The organism is Curtobacterium pusillum (genome assembly GCF_013359865.1).
Classification (GTDB): Bacteria; Actinomycetota; Actinomycetes; order Actinomycetales; family Microbacteriaceae; genus Curtobacterium; species Curtobacterium pusillum.
Genome location: NZ_JABMCE010000086.1, coordinates 45,279 through 63,374, shown reverse-complemented (window position 1 = coordinate 63,374; position 18,096 = coordinate 45,279). Strand labels below are relative to the sequence as shown.

Annotated in this window: 19 protein-coding genes; 13 read left to right on the top strand and 6 right to left on the bottom strand. The window is 70.8% G+C overall.

What is annotated here, in order from left to right; translation table 11 throughout:
- Nucleotides 1–14: 14 nt before the first annotated feature.
- The 6 genes from HP507_RS16540 to HP507_RS16515 all read left to right on the top strand — a co-directional run bounded on the left by HP507_RS16540 (nucleotide 15) and on the right by HP507_RS16515 (nucleotide 5,304).
- Nucleotides 15–779: an ABC transporter ATP-binding protein gene (locus HP507_RS16540; RefSeq protein WP_254701189.1), complete on the top strand. Its 765-nt coding sequence runs from the start codon at nucleotides 15–17 to the stop codon at nucleotides 777–779.
- The gene (locus HP507_RS16535; RefSeq protein WP_175352902.1) at nucleotides 776–2,053 is read left to right on the top strand and encodes an ABC transporter permease; all 1,278 of its coding nucleotides are present in this window, start codon (nucleotides 776–778) and stop codon (nucleotides 2,051–2,053) included. The genes HP507_RS16540 and HP507_RS16535 overlap by 4 nt, the downstream gene beginning before the upstream one ends.
- A 25-nt stretch (nucleotides 2,054–2,078) precedes the next feature.
- Entirely contained in the window at nucleotides 2,079–2,606 is a 528-nt protein-coding gene (locus tag HP507_RS16530) for a GNAT family N-acetyltransferase (RefSeq protein WP_175352901.1), read from the top strand.
- Nucleotides 2,607–2,697: 91 nt separating this feature from the next.
- Nucleotides 2,698–3,372, top strand: a complete 675-nt coding sequence (locus tag HP507_RS16525) for a hypothetical protein (RefSeq protein ID WP_175352900.1) — start codon at nucleotides 2,698–2,700, stop codon at nucleotides 3,370–3,372.
- Between the two features lie 40 nt (nucleotides 3,373–3,412).
- Complete coding sequence (locus tag HP507_RS16520) at nucleotides 3,413–4,858, top strand: phytoene desaturase family protein (RefSeq protein ID WP_175352899.1); 1,446 nt, start codon at nucleotides 3,413–3,415, stop codon at nucleotides 4,856–4,858.
- A 2-nt stretch (nucleotides 4,859–4,860) separates the two neighbouring features.
- Nucleotides 4,861–5,304 carry an SRPBCC family protein gene (locus HP507_RS16515; RefSeq protein WP_175352898.1) on the top strand — a complete coding sequence of 148 codons (444 nt, stop codon included), beginning with the start codon at nucleotides 4,861–4,863 and terminating at the stop codon, nucleotides 5,302–5,304.
- A gap of 9 nt (nucleotides 5,305–5,313) precedes the next feature.
- Here HP507_RS16515 and HP507_RS16510 read toward each other — a convergent pair whose 3' ends face one another.
- Nucleotides 5,314–6,132 (bottom strand): shikimate 5-dehydrogenase, encoded by an 819-nt coding sequence (locus tag HP507_RS16510; RefSeq protein WP_175352897.1) that lies wholly within the window; start codon nucleotides 6,130–6,132, stop codon nucleotides 5,314–5,316.
- Nucleotides 6,133–6,262: 130 nt separating this feature from the next.
- Between HP507_RS16510 and HP507_RS16505 the strand changes: the two genes are divergently transcribed.
- Both HP507_RS16505 and HP507_RS16500 read left to right on the top strand, forming a co-directional pair.
- Nucleotides 6,263–6,454 carry a PspC domain-containing protein gene (locus HP507_RS16505; RefSeq protein WP_175352896.1) on the top strand — a complete coding sequence of 64 codons (192 nt, stop codon included), beginning with the start codon at nucleotides 6,263–6,265 and terminating at the stop codon, nucleotides 6,452–6,454.
- Nucleotides 6,455–6,488: 34 nt separating this feature from the next.
- Nucleotides 6,489–7,862, top strand: coding sequence for an L-serine ammonia-lyase (locus HP507_RS16500; RefSeq protein WP_175352895.1), 1,374 nt, complete (start codon nucleotides 6,489–6,491; stop codon nucleotides 7,860–7,862).
- An 11-nt stretch (nucleotides 7,863–7,873) separates the two neighbouring features.
- Here the strand turns inward: HP507_RS16500 and HP507_RS16495 are convergent, their stop codons facing one another.
- Genes HP507_RS16495 through HP507_RS16475 form a run of 5 tightly spaced genes read right to left on the bottom strand, consistent with a single transcriptional unit; the run spans nucleotide 7,874 to nucleotide 12,666 of the window.
- Nucleotides 7,874–8,710: a class II fructose-bisphosphate aldolase gene (locus HP507_RS16495; RefSeq protein WP_175352894.1), complete on the bottom strand. Its 837-nt coding sequence runs from the start codon at nucleotides 8,708–8,710 to the stop codon at nucleotides 7,874–7,876.
- Nucleotides 8,707–9,792 (bottom strand): 1-phosphofructokinase family hexose kinase, encoded by a 1,086-nt coding sequence (locus tag HP507_RS16490; RefSeq protein ID WP_338085247.1) that lies wholly within the window; start codon nucleotides 9,790–9,792, stop codon nucleotides 8,707–8,709. The genes HP507_RS16495 and HP507_RS16490 overlap by 4 nt, the downstream gene beginning before the upstream one ends.
- Nucleotides 9,747–10,877: an N-acetylglucosamine-6-phosphate deacetylase gene (gene nagA, locus HP507_RS16485; protein ID WP_175352892.1), complete on the bottom strand. Its 1,131-nt coding sequence runs from the start codon at nucleotides 10,875–10,877 to the stop codon at nucleotides 9,747–9,749. Before nagA ends, HP507_RS16490 begins: the two co-directional genes overlap by 46 nt.
- Nucleotides 10,874–11,788: an ROK family protein gene (locus tag HP507_RS16480; protein WP_175352891.1), complete on the bottom strand. Its 915-nt coding sequence runs from the start codon at nucleotides 11,786–11,788 to the stop codon at nucleotides 10,874–10,876. The genes nagA and HP507_RS16480 overlap by 4 nt, the downstream gene beginning before the upstream one ends.
- On the bottom strand, nucleotides 11,788–12,666 hold the full coding sequence (locus tag HP507_RS16475) for an SIS domain-containing protein (RefSeq protein ID WP_175352890.1): 879 nt from the start codon (nucleotides 12,664–12,666) through the stop codon (nucleotides 11,788–11,790). The genes HP507_RS16480 and HP507_RS16475 overlap by 1 nt, the downstream gene beginning before the upstream one ends.
- A gap of 132 nt (nucleotides 12,667–12,798) precedes the next feature.
- Between HP507_RS16475 and HP507_RS16470 the strand changes: the two genes are divergently transcribed.
- The 5 genes from HP507_RS16470 to HP507_RS16450 all read left to right on the top strand — a co-directional run bounded on the left by HP507_RS16470 (nucleotide 12,799) and on the right by HP507_RS16450 (nucleotide 18,087).
- Nucleotides 12,799–13,587 (top strand): DeoR/GlpR family DNA-binding transcription regulator, encoded by a 789-nt coding sequence (locus HP507_RS16470; RefSeq protein WP_175352889.1) that lies wholly within the window; start codon nucleotides 12,799–12,801, stop codon nucleotides 13,585–13,587.
- Nucleotides 13,588–13,748: 161 nt separating this feature from the next.
- Nucleotides 13,749–14,963: a Gfo/Idh/MocA family protein gene (locus tag HP507_RS16465; RefSeq protein WP_254701188.1), complete on the top strand. Its 1,215-nt coding sequence runs from the start codon at nucleotides 13,749–13,751 to the stop codon at nucleotides 14,961–14,963.
- A 22-nt stretch (nucleotides 14,964–14,985) separates the two neighbouring features.
- A complete protein-coding gene (locus HP507_RS16460; RefSeq protein ID WP_175352888.1) occupies nucleotides 14,986–16,311 on the top strand; it encodes an ABC transporter substrate-binding protein in 1,326 nt (441 codons plus the stop codon).
- A gap of 25 nt (nucleotides 16,312–16,336) precedes the next feature.
- Entirely contained in the window at nucleotides 16,337–17,326 is a 990-nt protein-coding gene (locus HP507_RS16455) for a carbohydrate ABC transporter permease (protein WP_175352887.1), read from the top strand.
- Nucleotides 17,323–18,087, top strand: coding sequence for a carbohydrate ABC transporter permease (locus HP507_RS16450; RefSeq protein WP_254701187.1), 765 nt, complete (start codon nucleotides 17,323–17,325; stop codon nucleotides 18,085–18,087). Before HP507_RS16455 ends, HP507_RS16450 begins: the two co-directional genes overlap by 4 nt.
- The last annotated feature ends 9 nt before the right edge of the window (nucleotides 18,088–18,096 follow it).

The window sequence follows — 18,096 nt, the reverse complement described above, 5'->3', positions numbered from 1 at the left end:
GTACGCTCGGGCACATGACCACTCCCGTGCTCGAGGCCCGTGGCCTCGCGAGGACCTACGGCCGCGGAGCGACGCGGTTCGACGCGCTCAAGGGGGTGTCCCTGCAGGTGAACCAGGGCGAGAGCCTCGCGATCGTCGGCAAGTCCGGCTCCGGCAAGTCGACGCTCATGCACCTGCTTGCACTGCTCGACAAGCCGTCGGCGGGACAGATCCTGCTCGACGGCACCGACGCCGCGACCCTCAGCGCCCGGCAGGTGAACCGCACGCGGAACAGCACGTTCGGGTTCGTGTTCCAGCAGTTCTTCCTCACGCCGAAGACCTCGGTGCTCGAGAACGTCGTGCTCCCGCTGAAGATCGCGGGCGTCTCCGGGGCCGAGCGGAAGCGACGGGGCATGGCCGCGCTCGACGCCCTCGGTCTCGCCGACAAGGCGAAGAACGACGCGAACGACCTGTCCGGTGGGCAGAAGCAGCGCGTGGTCATCGCCCGCGCCCTGGTCGGCGAGCCGAGCGTCATCTTCGCCGACGAACCCACCGGCAACCTCGACACGAACACCGGCCAGGTCGTCGAGGACATGCTCTTCGGGCTGCAGCGGGAGCGCGGCATCACGCTCGTGGTGGTCACCCACGACGAAGACCTCTCCGAACGGTGCGACCGGAGCGTGAACGTGCGCGACGGGCTCATCGTGGGCTCCGGCGGCTCCGGCGGCTCCGGCGGCTCCGGCGGCTCCGGCGGCGTTGCCGTCGATGCGTCTGCCACGCACGGAAGGCACTCCGCATGAACTTCCTCGACCTGCTCCGCACCGCCGTGGCGAACACCTTCCGGTCGAAGCTGCGCACCACGCTCACCGTCATCGCGATCTTCATCGGCGCGTTCACGATCACCCTGACCTCGGCCATCGGCACGGGTGTCAGCAACTACATCGACACCCAGGTCGCCTCCATCGGCGACACCGGATCGCTCACGATCACCAAGACCGTCGAGTCCTCCGCCGACAGCGGTCCCGCGAAGTACGACCCCGACGAGTCGAGCCAGAGCATCAACCGCGGTCCGGCGACCTTCGCGTACCTGTCGCAGTCGGACGTCGACAAGATCACGGGCATCTCCGGTGTGAAGAGCGTCCGACCCGCGGTCGCGCTCAGCACGAAGTGGGTGGAGTACGCCGGCAAGGGCAAGTACGTCGTCGACGTGTCGGCCAACGCCGGGGAGCTCGATGCCGATCTGGCAGCGGGCAAGCAGCTCGACGACTCGTCCTCCGCGGGCAACCAGGTGCTCCTGCCGACGAACTACCTGAAGAACCTCGGCCTCGGCAAGGCCTCCAGCGCGGTGGGCAAGGAACTCACCATCGCCGTCGACGACTACCAGGGCAAGGAGCACACCCTCACCGCCACGGTCGCCGGGGTGCAGAACGAGTCGCTGTTCGGCGGCGGTGCCGGCGCGAACGCCGCCCTCACCGACGCGATGCAGGCGGCGCAGGAGACCGGCAAGCCGTCGTCGATCGCGACCTCGTACGCCAGCGCCACCGCGACGCTCGACAGCGGCGCCTCGGCCACCGAGGTGAAGAGCGCGCTGTCGAAGGACGGCTACACGGGCCAGACCATCCAGGACCAGCTCGGCCAGTTCCAGACCGTCATCAACGGGATCGTCGGCGTCCTCAACGCCTTCGCCGTGATCGCCCTCGTCGCCGCCGGGTTCGGCATCATCAACACGCTGCTCATGAGCGTGCAGGAACGCACCCGCGAGATCGGTCTGATGAAGGCGATGGGCATGGGCGGTGGCAAGGTCTACACGCTGTTCTCGCTCGAGGCCGTGTTCATCGGGTTCCTCGGCAGCGCGATCGGTGCCGGGGTCGCGATCCTGCTCGGCACCGGCATCTCGAACCTGCTCGCGGGTACCGTGCTGAAGGACCTGCCCGGCCTGCAGATCATGCAGTTCGCGCCGTCCTCGGTGATCACGATCATCCTGGTCGTCATGTTCATCGCGTTCCTCGCCGGCACCCTGCCCGCACGTCGGGCCGCCCGGCAGAACCCGATCGAGGCACTCCGGTACGAATAGGCACGCGCGTGCATAGTGTCGAGGCGTGGCGGCATTCGGGCGGGACCTCGGCGACGGGTACACGCTGACGCTGCGCGACCTGACGACGGTCGAGCGCCTGCACGAGCTCGTGCAGGCGAACCTCGATCGCCTCCGTGCCGCCGAGCCGTGGGCGTGGGACTCGCCGACGCGCGAGGCGATCGGCCGCCAGACCGAACACCTGCTCGCTCAGTACGCGATGGACCGCGCGCTCCCCTGCGTCATCCGGCAGGACGACCGGATCGTCGGAGCGGCCTCGCTCGCCTTCGACCCGTACCTCGGGCAGGCGTCGCTCGGCTACTGGGTGGACGCCGGCCTGGAGGGACGGGGTGTCGTCTGGCGCGCCGCCACCGTCCTCGTCGGGGTCGCCCGGGCACGCGGCACGGCGCGGGTCGAGATCCGGACGGCCGTGGACAACGTGCGGAGCCGCGGTCTCGCCGAACGGCTCGGGTTCGTGCACGAGGGAACGCTGCGGAGTGCGCTGCCGCTCGGGCCGGGGCGCGTGGACGTGGCCGTGTACGGACTGGTGCTCTGAGCGCGACGGTCGTGCGCGTCGTGTGCGGACCGGTGCCCCGAGCACCACGGTCGTGAACGGAGGGGCACCCGACGCCGGTAACCTCGATGGCATGGCCCTGTTCGGACGACGCAACAAGCACGACGTGCGCGACCGACCCGTCAGCCAGGTCGAACTGAAGCGTGCCGTCGACGAGGGGTTCCTCATCGCCAAGGCCGCCGTCACCGTGGCCGTCGCCAACCGGATCATCACGAACGCCCTCCGGGACCAGGGGTACTTCGACCACGCGGTCATCGCCGAGGCCACCCGCGAGGAACTCCACCGCATGGCGGAGGAACAGCGCGGTGACGCCGAGCGCATGCGCGAGATCCGCTCGAAGTCGAGCAAGCAGAAGGGCCGTTCGCGTCACCAGCACGACTACCGGCGCGGCGACGACCTCAAGCTCCGCACGCGTGAGGCCACGTACGAGCGGCTCGCGACGATGCTCGACAAGCGCCGTGAGGACCAGGGGTTCGTCGACGGCATCGTCCTCGCGGCCCGCGCGCGGGCATGGGACGACATCGGCACGACCGTCGTCGGACGCCTCGGATGGGCCCAGCGCCCGACCGAGGACTACGAGATCGGCCGGGACGACCGTCTGCAGCAGATGCTCGACGAGGACTTCGCGGCGCTGCTCGCGGAACACCCCGTCGGATCGGCTGCGCCCGCGGACGCCGACGAGCCGGACGCGGCCGACGCGGGGGACGACGGTTCGGATCCGGCGGACCCGGACGCGGCACGGTCCTGACCGAGACGGCACGCAGCCTCGAGTCCCTAGGCTCGTCGGCATGGTGGATGCTGTGGTCGTCGGAGCCGGACCGAACGGACTCGCAGCAGCGGTGACCCTCGCCCGCGCGGGCCTGTCCGTCGAGGTCGTCGAGCGCGGCGACACCATCGGCGGCGGCGCCCGCACGTCCGAGCTCACCCTGCCCGGGTTCCTGCACGACGTCTGCTCCGCCGTGCACCCGATGGCACTGCAGTCCGAGTTCTTCCGACGCTTCCGGCTCGAGGAACGCATCGAGCTCCGTCTCCCGGAGGTCCAGTACGGCCACCCGCTGGACGGCGGCCGTGCCGGTGTCGCGTACCAGGACCTCGGCCGCACAGCGGAGGAGATCGGCCTCGACGGTCGCGCGTTCCGGCAGCTCATGGGTCCGCTCTCCGACAACGCCGACCACGTCTCCGACTTCGCGACCGATGCGCTCCTGCACGTCCCTCGGCACCCGCTGAGCGTGCTGCGCTTCGGGCTCCGCGCGCTCGAGCAGGGGACGAACGCCTGGAACCTGCGCTTCCGCGAGGAGGTCGCCCCCGCGATGATCTCCGGCGTCGCCGCGCACTCGATCCAGCACATGCCGTCGCTCGCCACCGCAGCTGCGGCACTCTCGCTCGGCGCGTACGCGCACGCCCGGGGGTGGCCCGTCCCGATCGGGGGCAGCCAGGCGATCGTCGACGCGCTCGCCGCGGACCTCGTCGCGCACGGAGGCCGGATCGAGACCGGGCGCGAAGTCCGCTCGCTCGCCGACCTCACCCCCGCCAAGGCGGTGCTGTTCGACACGAGCGTGCCCGGCATGCTGCGGATCGCCGGGAAGCAGATCCCGACACCGCGACGCGGCGCGCTCAGGCGGTTCCGGTTCGGCAACGCCGCTTCGAAGGTCGACTTCGCGCTCTCGGACCCGGTGCCGTGGACCAACGAGGCCCTCCGCAGGGCCGGAACCGTCCACGTCGGCGGTACGCGTGCCGAGATCGCGGCCGCCGAGGGCGCGGTGGCCCGCGGGCGGCACGCCGAGCGGCCGTACGTCCTGGGTTCCGAGCCCACCGTGGTCGACCCGAGCCGAGCACCGTCGGGCAAGCACGTCTTCTGGGCGTACGCGCACGTGCCGGCCGGGTCGGACGTCGACCAGACAGAGGCGATCACGCGGCAGATCGAGCGGTTCGCGCCCGGGTTCCGCGACACGATCCTGCAGTCGAGCAGCCGGACCGCTGTCGACATGAGCAGCTACGACCCGAACTACGTCGGCGGCGACATCGCCGCCGGTGCCGCGAGCTTCTGGCAGCTCGTCAAACGTCCCGTTCTCTCGTCGGATCCCTGGCGGATGGGCGGCGGCATGTACATCTGCTCGGCGGCGTCCGCCCCCGGGCCCGGCGTGCACGGCATGGCCGGCTGGCACGCTGCGCGGAGCGCGCTCCGCCACACGTTCGGGTTGCCCGAGCACGTCGATCTCGCACCGGAGGACTGACCATGGCGAAGAACGTCCGCATCCTGCACTGCCGCCCGGAGGACGTCTTCGACGTGCTCGCGGACGGCTGGCTCTACACGACCTGGGTGGTGGGTGCATCCCGCTTGCGCGCGCAGGACGCCGGCTGGCCCGCGGTCGGCAACCGACTCCACCACTCGTTCGGGTCGTGGCCGCTGGTGATCAACGACGTCACGACCTCCCTCGCGTGGGATCCACCCCGTCGGATGGTCATCCAGCCGAAGGGGTGGCCGATCGGCGAGGCCCGTGTCGAGCTGACGGTCGCGGACCACCCTCACGGTTGCAAGGTCACCATCGTCGAGAACCCCGTCGCGGGGCCGGGGTCCTGGGTGCCGGGGTTCCTGCTGCAGCCGGTGCTGTGGGTGCGCAACCGGGAGACCCTGCGTCGGCTCGGATGGGTAGCGGTCGGGCGTGCCGTGACGCGCTGAGGGCTCGTCTCACTCGCTCCGGCTGAACTCGCTCGCCCTGCGGACCTGGTCGTCCGTCAGGGCCACCCCCGTGTACCGCTCGAACTGCCGCGCGGCCTGCAGCGCGATCACCTCGGCTCCGGTGATGACCTGCTTGCCCCCCGCCCGGCCCGCGCGGACCAACGGGGTCTCGGAGGGGAACGCGACCACGTCGAACACCGTCCGCGCGGCGTCGATCCGGTCCCGCTCGAAGGCGAGCGCGTCCTGCTGGTCGCCGCGCATGCCGAGCGGCGTGACGTTGACGACGACGTCGGTCGCGGATGCCTCTCGCTCCTCGGCCACCCACTCGTAGCCGTACTGCGCCGCCAGCGCGGGGCCGGTCCGCTCGTTGCGGGCGACCACCGTCAGTCGCTCGAAGCCCGCGCCCCGGAACGCCGCCGTCACCGCTTTCGCCATGCCGCCCGAACCGCGCAGCAGGACGCTCGCGGACGGGTCGACCGCGTGCGAGGCGAGCAGCGAGGCCACCGCCTCGTAGTCGGTGTTCGACGCCGTGAGCACGCCGTCGTCGTTCACCACGGTGTTGATCGACTCGATGGCCGCGGCCGACTCCTCGACGACGTCGACGAGGGGGATGATCGCCTCCTTGAAGGGCATCGAGACCGAGCACCCGCGGATGCCGAGTGCCCGGATGCCGGTGACGGCGCCGGGGAGGTCGGTCGTGGTGAACGCCTTGTAGGCGAAGTTGAGCCCGAGCTCGTCGTACAGGAAGTTGTGGAACCGCGTGCCGATGTTGCTCGGTCGAGCGGCGAGTGAGATGCAGACCTGCATGTCCTTGTTGAGGATGGGCATGAGCCCAGTCTCGCACCTGTGCCGATGGAGCGGTCCACCGCCCGGGCGTGAAGGGGTGGGGTTGTCCCCACCCCCGAACCGGGTGTCCCCCGGATTCGGTCGCGCGCCGACCGCCCGTACCGTCGATGACATGAACGCACTCATCCGCCCCCGCAACGGCCGCCTCCTCGCCGGGGTCTGCGCCGGCATCGCAGACCGCTTCGGCTGGTCCCGCACACTCGTTCGCATCGCCTGGGTCATCCTGAGCTTCTTCCCCGGGCCGCTCTGGATCGCCTACGTGGTCCTCTGGATCCTCATGCCGAACCAGGGCGCACGTCGCTGATCGTCCATCCGTCCGGACGGGTTAGTGTGGCGGGGTGCCGGTCTCCGTCTTCGATCTGTTCAGCATCGGGATCGGCCCGTCGAGTTCCCACACCGTCGGGCCGATGCGCGCCGGTTCGGCCTTCGTGTCCCGGCTGGCCGACACGCCCGTCGCCACGATCGCCGTCGACCTCTACGGCTCCCTGGCGTCGACCGGGCAGGGCCACGGGACCCTCGGCGCGGTCGTCGCCGGCCTGATGGGCTCCGACCCCGAGACGGTCGACCCCGACGCGATGGCCGAGTCCCTCGCCTCCCTCGAGGACACCGGGGCGCTGCGACTCGCCGGCGGCGCCACCGTGCCGTTCCGGCTCGCCGACATCGTGCTCCATCCGCTCACCATGCTCCCCCGTCACCCGAACGCCATGCGGCTGCGCGCCACGGACGCGTCCGGTGCGACGCTCGCCGAGGAGACGTACTACTCGATCGGCGGCGGGTTCATCACGAACGACTCGGACGGTGACGTCGCCGAGTCGGCGATCCCCGTCGACGACGCGGTCCCGCACCCGTTCTCGAGCGGCGCCGAGCTCCTCGCCGCCTGCGCTGCCAGCGGTCTGCCGGTCAGTGGCGTCGCGCTCGCGAACGAGACCGCGACGCGCAGCACGGAGGAGGTCCGGGCAGGCCTCCTCCGCATCCACGGCGTCATGGAGTCCTGCATCGACCGCAGTGTCCGGCGTTCCGGCACCCTGCCCGGTGGCCTGAACGTCCGCCGCCGGGCCGCGAACTGGTTCGACCAGCTCACGCGGGACGACCCCGATCACGACCCCCTCTTCGCCATGGAGTGGGTGAACCTCGTGGCCATGGCCGTGAACGAGGAGAACGCCACCGGCGGCCGGGTCGTGACCGCGCCGACGAACGGTGCCGCGGGCATCATCCCCGCCGTGCTCTCCTACGCGCTCACCTACGTGCCGACCGTCACCGACTCGGACCGGGACGACGCCGTGGTCCGGTTCCTGTTGACCGCCGGCGCCGTGGGCTCCATCTACAAGGAGCGCGCATCGATCTCCGGTGCCGAGGTCGGGTGCCAGGGCGAGGTCGGCTCGGCGGCCTCGATGGCGGCAGCGGGACTCGCCGAGGTCCTCGGCGGGACGCCTGAGCAGGTCGAGAACGCGGCCGAGATCGCCATGGAGCACAACCTCGGGCTGACGTGCGACCCCATCGGCGGCCTCGTCCAGATCCCGTGCATCGAGCGGAACGCCATCGCGGCGAACAAGGCGATCAACGCGGCGCGGATGGCGCTGCGGGGCGACGGGGTCCACCACGTGTCGCTCGACCAGGTCGTGGAGACGATGCGGCAGACGGGCGCGGACATGTCCACGAAGTACAAGGAGACCGCGATGGGCGGCCTGGCGGTGAACGTGCCGCTCTGCTGAGCCGCCCGCCGTCAGGCGCGTAGGAGCGTCAGCAGGCGCGCCGTCTCGGCGGCGATCGCGTCCCGCCCCGCGGACACGTACTTCCGCGGATCGACGACGTCGGGGCTCTCGTCGAGGAACTCCCGCAGCGCGCGAGTGAACAGGCCGTTCAGGTGCGTCGAGATGTTGATCTTCGTCATGCCGGCGTCGATCGCACCCCGGAGCTCGTCGTCGGACAGGCCCGAGGAACCGTGCAGGACGAGCGGCACCGGCACCGCGGCACGCAGCCGACCGACCAGGGCACGGTCCACGGAGGCCTCCCGCGTCTGCATCGCATGGGACGTGCCGACCGCCACGGCCAGGGCGTCCACCCCGGTAGCGGCGACGAAGGCCACAGCGTCGTCCGGGTCGGTCCGCACACCGGGAGCGTGCACGCCGTCCTTCCCGCCGACCTCACCGAGCTCGGCCTCGATCGCCACGCCCGCGTCGTGACACCGCACGGCCAACCGCCGGGTCGCCTCGACGTTCTCGGAGAAGTCGAGGTGGGAGCCGTCGTACATGATCGAGTCCACCCCGAGGTCGATGCCCGCGACCACGAGCTCCGGGTCCTCGATGTGGTCGAGGTGCACGAGGACCTCGACGTCGGCGGACCGTGCGATCGCCTGTGTCGCGGTCGTGATCGGGGCGAGGCCGCCGTGGTACCGGACGCAGTTCTCGCTGATCTGCAGGATCACCGGAAGACCGGCGAGTTCGGCGCCGGCGACGATCGCCTCGGCGTGCTCGAGGAGCACGACGTTGAACGCCCCCACCCCGCGGTGCGCCGTGCGGGCGGCATCGAGCAGCCCTGTGAGGGTGAGGTCGGTGATCATGCGGGGCTCCCGGTCCGGTCGTCGTGGTGTCGTGCTGCGTCGTGGTGTGCTGCGGCGTGGCCCGCGGGGTCGTGGCGCGCCGACGTCGAGATCAGGAACCGCTCGACCGCCTCGACGTCCACCTCGCCGGCGACCGGGCGGAGGACGGCTGCCGCACCGTAGGCGGCTGCGCAACGAAGCGCGGCAGCGTCGACGACGAGGGCATCGATGGTCGCCACTGCTCCCCGGCCCGGGCGCGCGCCGCGGTGACCGGGTCGCCCGAGGAGGGCCGTCACGAGACCCGCCGTGGCGGCGTCGCCGGCACCCGTCGGGTTCCCGGTGACCCCCGCGATCGCGGACACCTCGGTCACCCCGTCGAGCGTGTGGGCGGCGATGCCCCCGGATCCGCGAGACACCACCACGACCGACGCGCCGCGTCCGAGCAACTGGAGCGCCCCGTCCCGTTCGTCGGTGGCGCCGGTGGCCTCGAGCAGCTCGGCGCGGTTCGGCTTGCAGACGGTCGCACCGGCGTCGGCGGCCGCCAGGAGTGCGTCGCCCGAGCAGTCGACGATGCTCGGGGTGCCGTGCGCACGAGCCGAGGCGACCCAGCTGCCCACCACCTGCGGATCGGTCCCGAGGGGGAGCGACCCGGACACCACCAGCGCGTCGACCGCTCCCTCATCGAGCAGCCGGTCGATGGTCGCGGTGACGGTGTCCCATTCGCCGCGGCTCACCATCGGACCCGGTTCACCGAACATCGTCGGGTGCACGAGGTCGTCGACGACGGTCACCGTGGTGCGGGTCTCCCCCGTCACCGCGACGTCCGTGTGCGCGATGCCGAGCTCGTCGAGCGAACTGGAGATCCACCGCCCGGACGAGCCGCCGAGCGGGAGCACCGCTCGCGTGGCGATCCCCGCGGTGTCGAGCACGCGACCGACGTTGAGGCCCTTGCCGCCCGGGCGCCGTGCGACGTCGAGGACGCGTTGCGTCTCCCCGATGCGCTGTTCGGCCACCCGGTACGTCACGTCGACGGCCGGGTTCGGCGTCACGATGAGGATCATCGGAGCACCGCCGAGGTCGGCGTCGTGTCGAGCGTGCTCCACCGACCGCTCGCCGCATCGACCAGGGCCATGTCCGCCGGTGCACCGACCGTGAGCGGCGCGGGCCTGCCGAGCAGTCGTGCCGGACGTGCGGCGGTGGCTCTGACGACCTCGGTGAGCGGGATGCCGCGGGCGAGCAGGCGTCGTGCGGCGTCGGCCACCGTGATGGTGCTGCCGGCCAGCGAGGAGCCGTCCGCGAGCAGTGCGACGCCGTCCCGGACCGACACGGCCGAGCCTGCGATCGTGTGGTCGCCGTCCCCGCACCCGGTCGCCGACATGGCGTCGGAGACGAGCAGGATGCGACCCGGAGCCGTGCGCTGCACGAGGTCGACCGTGGTCGCGTCCAGGTGGTGACCGTCGACGATGCACTCGAGCAGCACGCGATCGTCGGTCAGTGCGACGCCGACCGGGCCCGGCGTGCGGTGGTGCAGTGGCGGCATGCCGTTGAACAGGTGTGTGACGAGGGTGGCGCCGGCGTCGATCGCCCGGCGCGCCTGGTCGGCCGACGCGTCGGTGTGCCCGATCGCGACGACGACGCCCGCGGCGACGAGTCGGTGCACGGTCTCGAGCGCTCCGGGGAGTTCGGGCGCGAGCGTGACGATCCGGAGCGCGCCGTCGGCAGCGGCCAGGTACGTGTCGACCTCGGGCGGTGTCGGGGCGTGCAGCAGGTCCGCGCGGTGTGCGCCGCGGCGTGCGGGCGACAGCCAGGGCCCCTCGAGGTGGAGCCCCGCGAGCGTGCCGTCCATGACGAGGGGACGCAGGCGTGCGAGTGCCGCGGCCGTGTCGGAGACCGAGCCGGTCGCGACCGAGGCGATCAGCGACGTGGTCCCCCGGCTGCGGTGGTGTCGGGCGGCGGCCACGGCCCCGTCGACGTCGCACGTGGCGAAGTCGTGCCCGAGCGCGCCGTGCGCGTGGAGGTCGATGAGGCCCGGGACGATCGTGCCGTCGACCGTCGCGGCGGTGTCGGTGCGGGGTGGCACACCGGTACCGAGCGCGCCGACGGCTCCGACGTCGTCGACGACCAACCAGCCGTCGCGGAGGTCCTCCGTGGCGGTGACGATGCGTCGGGCGCGGACGAGCGTGCTCATGCCGGCACCCCCGCATCGAGCGCGTCGATCGCTCTCCGGGCGAGCAGCCCTGCGCCGATCGCGCCGGCGGCGTCACCGTGCCGTGCCGGCACGAGTGCGGGCACCCGCAGGCCGGCCAGGCGTTCGGCGACGGCGACCGTGAGCGGGTCGAACAGCAGCGGGCCGGACTCCGCCAGTCCCCCGCCGACGACGATCGTGTGGCACCCGGCGACCGCGGTGGTCCACACGAGGGCGTCCGCGAGCACCGCGACGCACTCGTCCCAGACCGCTGTCGCGACCGGATCGCCGGACCGTACGCGGAGCATCGCCTCGTGCGCGGTCGGCGAACCGGATCGTCGAGCGACTCCCCCGGCCGAGGCGATCTCCTCGACCCGGAGTCCTGTGTGTGGTCCGAACGGGATCCGGACCTGGCCGATCTCGCCGGCCCAGCCGTCGCCCGGCACGACGGAGCCGTCCACGACGAGGGCGCTGGCGAGGCCGGTTCCGACGGGCACGAACGCGACGGACCCCCTGGTCAGTGCGGCGTCGGCGCCGGACGTCTCCGCCAGCGCACCCGCGCGGACGTCGTGTCCGAAGGCGATCGGCACGTCGATCCCCCTGCTGGTGAGCGCGGCACGCACGCGTTCGCGGACCGGGACGTCGTTCCAGCCGAGGTTCACGGCGAGGACGACGGTGCCGGCACGGTCGTCCACCACGCCGGGTGTCACGAGACCGATCGCGTCGAGCGGCCCGTGTCGGAGTGCCTGCGTGGCGAGTTCCGCGACGCGGGCGGCGAGCCGAGTCGCGTCAGGGTCCTCGCGCGGCGTCGGCACCCGGGTCTCGTCCAGGACGAGTCCGTCGGCGTCGGTCAGCCGGGCCTTGATGCCCGTGCCGCCGACATCGACCCCGAGCACCACGCCAGTGCCACGCATCAGGTGAGGATGACCGAACGGGTCAGCGAGCGCGGGTTGTCCGGGTCGAGCCCGCGCCCCTCGGCGAGGGCGACGGCGAACCGGTGCACGACGACGAGACCGGCGATCGGGTCGAGGTCGTGCTGGACGAACCGGGCGCCGGTCGCGGCGACCTCGTCCGCGAGTCCGTCGGGCGCCGTGCCCAGCGACCAGACGAGTCGGCCCGGCTGCGCGATCGCGATCGGACCGTGGCGGTAGTCCATCGCCGGGTACGACTCGGCCCAGAACTGCGCGGCCTCCCGCGTCTTGAGCGCCGCTTCGAACGTGAGGCCCACGGCTGCACCGCGGCCCACGAAGCTGACCTGCTCGGCGTCGAGGAGGTCGTCGATCGGCAACGCGAGCGCGGTCTCCGCCTGCGCGGCGAGGGCGTCGACGTCGTCGCCGATCGACGCGCGCAGGAGGGCGAGCACCGTGGTGGCGAACCGGGTCTGCACGACGGAGCGCTCGTCGGCGAACGGCAGGGCGACCACGTCGTCGGCGGCGGTCGCGGCGGGGCTGTCCGGGACCGCGGTGAGCAGCACGGTGCGCTGTCCGGGCAGGGCCTGCAGCAGGTCGACGATCTCGGTCGTCGTTCCGGAGCGACTGATCGTGACGACGCGGTCGTACTCGCGGTCGATCGGGTACTCCGACCCTGCGAAGGCGTCCGTGACGCCGAGCCCTGCCTGTTCACGGGCGACGGCGTAGCTCATGGCGATGAACCAGCTCGTCCCGCAGCCGACCACGGCCACGCGCTCGCCGGGCTGGGGGAGCGACTCGGCGAACGACGGCAGGAGCGCGGCCGCGGCGCGCCACGTCTCCGGTTGGGACGCCAGTTCTGCGCTCACGAAGGTGTCGGTCATGGGTGCCTTCCGGTCGGGGTCGATCCGGGTGATCGATGCTCTCGAAGCGTAGCGAGCGTTCGTGCGCAATGGAAGACGAAAACGTCATTTCCGATCATCGAGCGCGCTGGACGACGCCATAGGATGGCCGTCATGACTCCGCAACAGCGGCTCAACGCCCTGCTCGAACTCGTGAGCGAACGCGGCAACGTCTCGATCGCGGAGATCGGGGAACTGCTCGGGATCTCGCCGGCGACCGCACGGCGGGACCTGGCGACCCTCGCGGACCAGCGACTCGTCACACGCACGCACGGCGGGGTCGCCGCGCTCGGTGCCGGGTACGAGCTGCCGCTCCAGTACAAGATCGCCCGCCAGGCGGAGGCGAAGACCGCCATCGCGCGCGCCGCGTCCCGGTTGGTGCAGCCCGGCGACACGGTGGGGCTCAACGGCGGCACGACGACGACGGAGGTCGCTCGGGAGCTCGGGAAGAGCGAGCGGTTCACGCGGGCGGACGGAGAGTACGGCGTCACGATCGTGACGAACGCGCTCAACATCGGGTACGAGTTGTCCGTCCGCGCGAACGTGAAGATCGTGGTGACCGGGGGTGTCGCCCGTCGGCAGTCCTACGAGCTGGTCGGTCCGCTCGTCCGGGACACGCTCGACGAGTTCGCCCTGGACGTCGTCGTTCTCGGTGTCGACGGCCTCAGCGGTCAGTACGGTGCGACGACCATGCACGAGGGCGAGGCCGAGGTGAGCCGCCACTTCGCCTCGGTCGGACGTCGGGTCATCGTGGTCGCCGACTCGACCAAGATCGAGCGCGCGACGTTCGCCCGGATCTGCCCGCTCGAGCGCATCGACGTGCTCGTCACGGACAAGTCGGTCCCAGCGGGGTTCGCCGCTGAGCTCGCCAGCGCCGGCGTGGAGCTCGTCGTCGCCGACTGAGCGAGCGTCGGGCGCTGGGGGACTCCTGGTCGCCGCCCTGTGGACGACGTTTCCATCGTGTAAAACCCTCCACAGGCTCCCCATGAGCGATCTCTGAGCACCTATTGTGCATTCATGATCGATTCGGCATCATTGGCGTCACATTCACGCAAGGGAGCGAGATGAGCATGGGCGACGCGTTCACGGCACGACCACTGCGGGTCGGCATCGTCGGTATGGGCCAGCGTGCGGCGATCGCACGCCATGTGGCCGAGGCGGCCGACGCCGCCCCTGACCTGGAGGCGCGGGTCACCGCCGTCGCCGAGGTCACCGAGCAGGGTCGCGAGCGGGCACGGGCCGAGTACCCCGACGCCCTCGTCGTCGAGCGGCACGGGGACCTCGCCGGCCTCGTGGACGCTGCGATCGTCACGACCCCCGACTGGACGCACGCCGCGATCGCGATCGACCTGCTGCGTACGGGCATCGCGGTCTACCTCGAGAAGCCCCTCGCCATCACGGTGGAGGACGCGGACGCCGTGCTCAACACAGCTGCCGAGACGGGTACGCCGCTGTACGTCGGGCACAACTTCCGGCACGCCGCCGTCGTCCGGCTCATGCGCGAGATCATCGACCGGGGCGAGATCGGCCAGGTCAAGGCGGTCTGGTGCCGGCACTTCGTCGGCAACGGCGGTGACTACTACTTCAAGGACTGGCACGCCGACCGCGCCAAGGTGAACTCGCTGCTCCTGCAGAAGGCCAGCCACGACCTCGACGTCATCCACGCCCTCGGTGGCGGGGACACCGCGCGCGTCGTCGGCATGGGGTCCCTGTCGGTCTACGGCGACGTCACCGACCGACGCGACCGCAGCGGCGAGCTGATGGGGGACTGGTTCTCGCTCGACAACTGGCCGCCGCTCGCCCAGACGGGCCTCAACCCCGTGGTCGACGTCGAGGACGTCTCGATGGTGATGATGACGCTCGACAACGGCGTGCAGGCGAGCTACGAGCAGTGCCACTTCACGCCGGACTACTGGCGCAACTACACGGTCATCGGCACCGAGGGGCGTCTCGAGAACATCGGCGACACCGGGGGCGGGGTGGTCAAGGTCTGGACCCGCCGCCGCGGCTGGGACGTCGCGGGGGACCGCGAGTACCCGATCGACGGCGTCGCGTCAGGTCACGCGGACGCCGACCTCGTGACGATGACCGAGTTCCTCCGCCACGTCGCGCTGGGGGAGCCCACGACGCTCTCGCCGATCGCCGCGCGCGCCGCCGTCGCCGCCGGAGCCCTCGCGACCCGATCGCTCCGGAGCGGTTCGGTCCCCATCGACGTCCCGCCGCTCCCGGCCGAGACGATCGCCCACTTCACCACCCCCACCCCGGCCGTCACCCGCTGACGGACTCGCGAAAGGACATCCGATGCCCGCACCCACCTCCGCGAAGGGCCGTGGCCGTCGCCGTGCGCTCCTCGGCGCCGTCGCTGCGATCGGCGCAGCCGTCCTCCTCGCCGGCTGCAGCACGTCGTCCGGTGCCACCGGCACCGCCGGCGACTACGACAAGGCCGCCAAGGACACCAAGGCGACGCTGACGTACGCCGTCTGGGACGAGAACCAGGTCAAGGCGATCAAGGCGAACCTCGAGGGGTTCAACGAGGAGTACCCGAACATCAAGGTGAACGTCGACGTGACGCCGTTCGCCAACTACTGGACCAAGCTGCAGACCCAGGGCTCGAGCGACACCCTGCCCGACGTCTTCTGGATGAACGGTCCGAACTTCCAGCTCTACGCCGCGAACGGCAAGCTCGCGCCTATCTCGGGTGAGGTCAAGGCGGGCGCCATCGACCCGGACAACTACTCATCGGCGCTGAACGACCTGTACACCTACGACGGTACCCAGTACGGAGTCCCGAAGGACTTCGACACGATCGGCGTCTGGATGAACAAGGCGCTGTTCGAGAAGGCCGGGGTGGCGATGCCCTCGAAGGACTGGACCTGGGACGACTTCCAGAAGACCGGCGCCGAGCTGGCCGAGAAGCTCGAGGCCCAGGGTGCGTACGGCGCCGCGGGCGGCATGGACGGCCAGACGACCTACTACGACACGATCTTCCAGGCCGGCGGCAAGGTGGTCTCCGCGGACGGCAAGAAGTCCGAGTACGACACGAAGGCCTCCGAGGCCGGTCTGCAGTTCTGGACCGACCTCATCAAGTCGGGGGCGTCGCCCTCGATCAAGCAGCTCACCGACACGACCGCCGACCAGTGGTTCACCTCCGGCAAGCTGGCGATGTACCAGGGCGGCAGCTGGTTCCGCTCCGCGCTGACCGGTACGGACCTCGAGAAGGACGTCGTCGTGTACCCGCTGCCGAAGGGCAAGGAGCAGGCGACGGTCATCCACGGCGTCTCGAACGTCGTGTCCGCGAACACGAAGCACAAGGCGGCGGCCCAGGCGCTGCAGGTCTACCTCGCGAGCAAGCAGGCCCAGCAGCAGCAGGGGGACATGGGCGCCGTGATCCCGGCGTACGAGGGCACGCAGGACGCCTTCACGAAGACGATGCCGGACGCCGACCTGCAGGTGTTCCTCGACGCGGTCGACTACGCGAAGCCGCTCCCCGTCTCGAAGAACACCGCAGCGTGGAACACGCTCGAGACGAACCTGCTGCCGAGCGCCTTCGACGGCTCGAAGCCCGTCGACGAGGTCGCGAAGGAGCTCGCGCAGAAGATGGACACCGCCCTCGGCAAGGAGAAGTGACGCTCCGGCGTCCGGGAGAGACCCGATGACGATCCACCCCGAGCAGCCCGACACGGCGGCGACACCGGTCGCCGCCGCCCCCGCCCGGACGCAGCGCGCGTCCGGGCGGGGCACCCCCGGCGACGGCCGGACGCGCCGCCCGCCCCGTCGGACGGACGGCTTCTGGCCGTGGCTGTTCGTCCTCCCGCTGCTGGTCGGCGTCGGGACGTTCTACATCTGGCCGATCATCCAGACCTTCTGGTACTCGTTCACTTCGTGGGGCGTGTTCGGCGGCGCGACGTTCAGCGGCGCCGCGAACTACGTCCGGCTGCTCTCCGACCCGCAGCTGTACCAATCGCTGCTCAACACGGTGATCTACACGGCGATCGTGCTGCTCGGCATCCCCGTCGCGGTGTGGCTCGCCAGTCTGCTGAACACCCCGGGCCTGCGGTTCGCCCAGTTCTACCGGGTGCTCTTCTTCCTGCCGTACGTCGCGATGCCGGCGGCGATCGCACTCGTCTGGCGCATCATGTTCAACGGCGACTACGGCATCGTGAACTGGTTCCTCGGCCGCTTCGGCATCGACGGCCCGTACTGGATCTCGACGCCCGGGTTCGCGCTCGTCGCCGTGTCCCTCGTGGGGCTGTGGTCATCGCTCGGGTTCTCGATGATCATCCTCGGCGCGGGCCTCAAGGACATCCCACCGGAGCTCTACGAGGCGGCCGAGCTCGACGGGGCCTCGCGCTGGCGGCAGTTCCGCTCGGTGACGGTGCCGCTCCTCAGCCCGAGCATCTTCTTCGTGGTGATCGTCACGACGATCTCGAGCTTCCAGCTCTTCGACCTGCTCTACGCGATCCTCGGCAGCACCAACCCGGTGATCCCGAAGACGATGTCCCTCGTCTTCTACTTCTACAGCGCAGGGTTCATCGACAACGACAAGGGCTTCGCGGCCGCGATCGCGATGGTGATCTTCGTCCTGATCGGCATCGTCACGCTCGTGCAGTTCCGGTTCCAGCGGAAGTGGGTGCAGTCATGACCTCCACCACGACCACACGTGCACGAGGCATCCGCCGACCAGGACGGCGCGGCGGGAGCCACTGGTGGATCCACGTCGTCCTCGGCGTCGGCGGGTTCGCCATGGCGTTCCCGTTCCTGTGGCAGATCATCATGTCGCTGTCCACCAATGCGCAGGTGCAGTCCGTCACCCCGACGTTCTGGCCGGGGGAGCTGCAGTGGCAGAACTACGCGCAGGTGTTCGAGCGCCTGCCGTTCCTCAGCCAGCTCGGCACCTCGGTGATGGTCACGGTCATCCGCACGCTCGCGCAGATCGTGCTCTGCACCCTGGCGGGGTACGCGTTCGCGCGGATGCGGTTCCGCGGTCGCGCAATCCTGCTCGCGATCGTCCTGTCGATCCTGCTCGTGCCGTCGCAGGTGTACCTCATCTCGCAGTACCAGATCGTGCAGGGACTCGGTTGGCTCGACACCCTCATGGGCATCGTCGCGCCGGGACTGTTCAGCGCCTTCGGCACGTTCCTGATGCGGACGGCGTTCCTGAACCTGCCGCCGGAACTCGAGGAAGCGGCGCGCATGGACGGTGCGAACCCGTTCCAGACGTTCTGGCGGATCATGCTGCCGCTCGCCCGCCCGTCGATCAGCGTCCTGGCGATCACGACGGTGCTCTGGTCGTGGAACGAACTGCTCTGGCCGCTCGTCGTGTCGACCCGTGCCGAGGACATGCCCCTCGCGGCTGGCCTCGCGACCCTGTCGAGCGACCGGACGATCGACTACCGGTGCTGATGGCCGCGA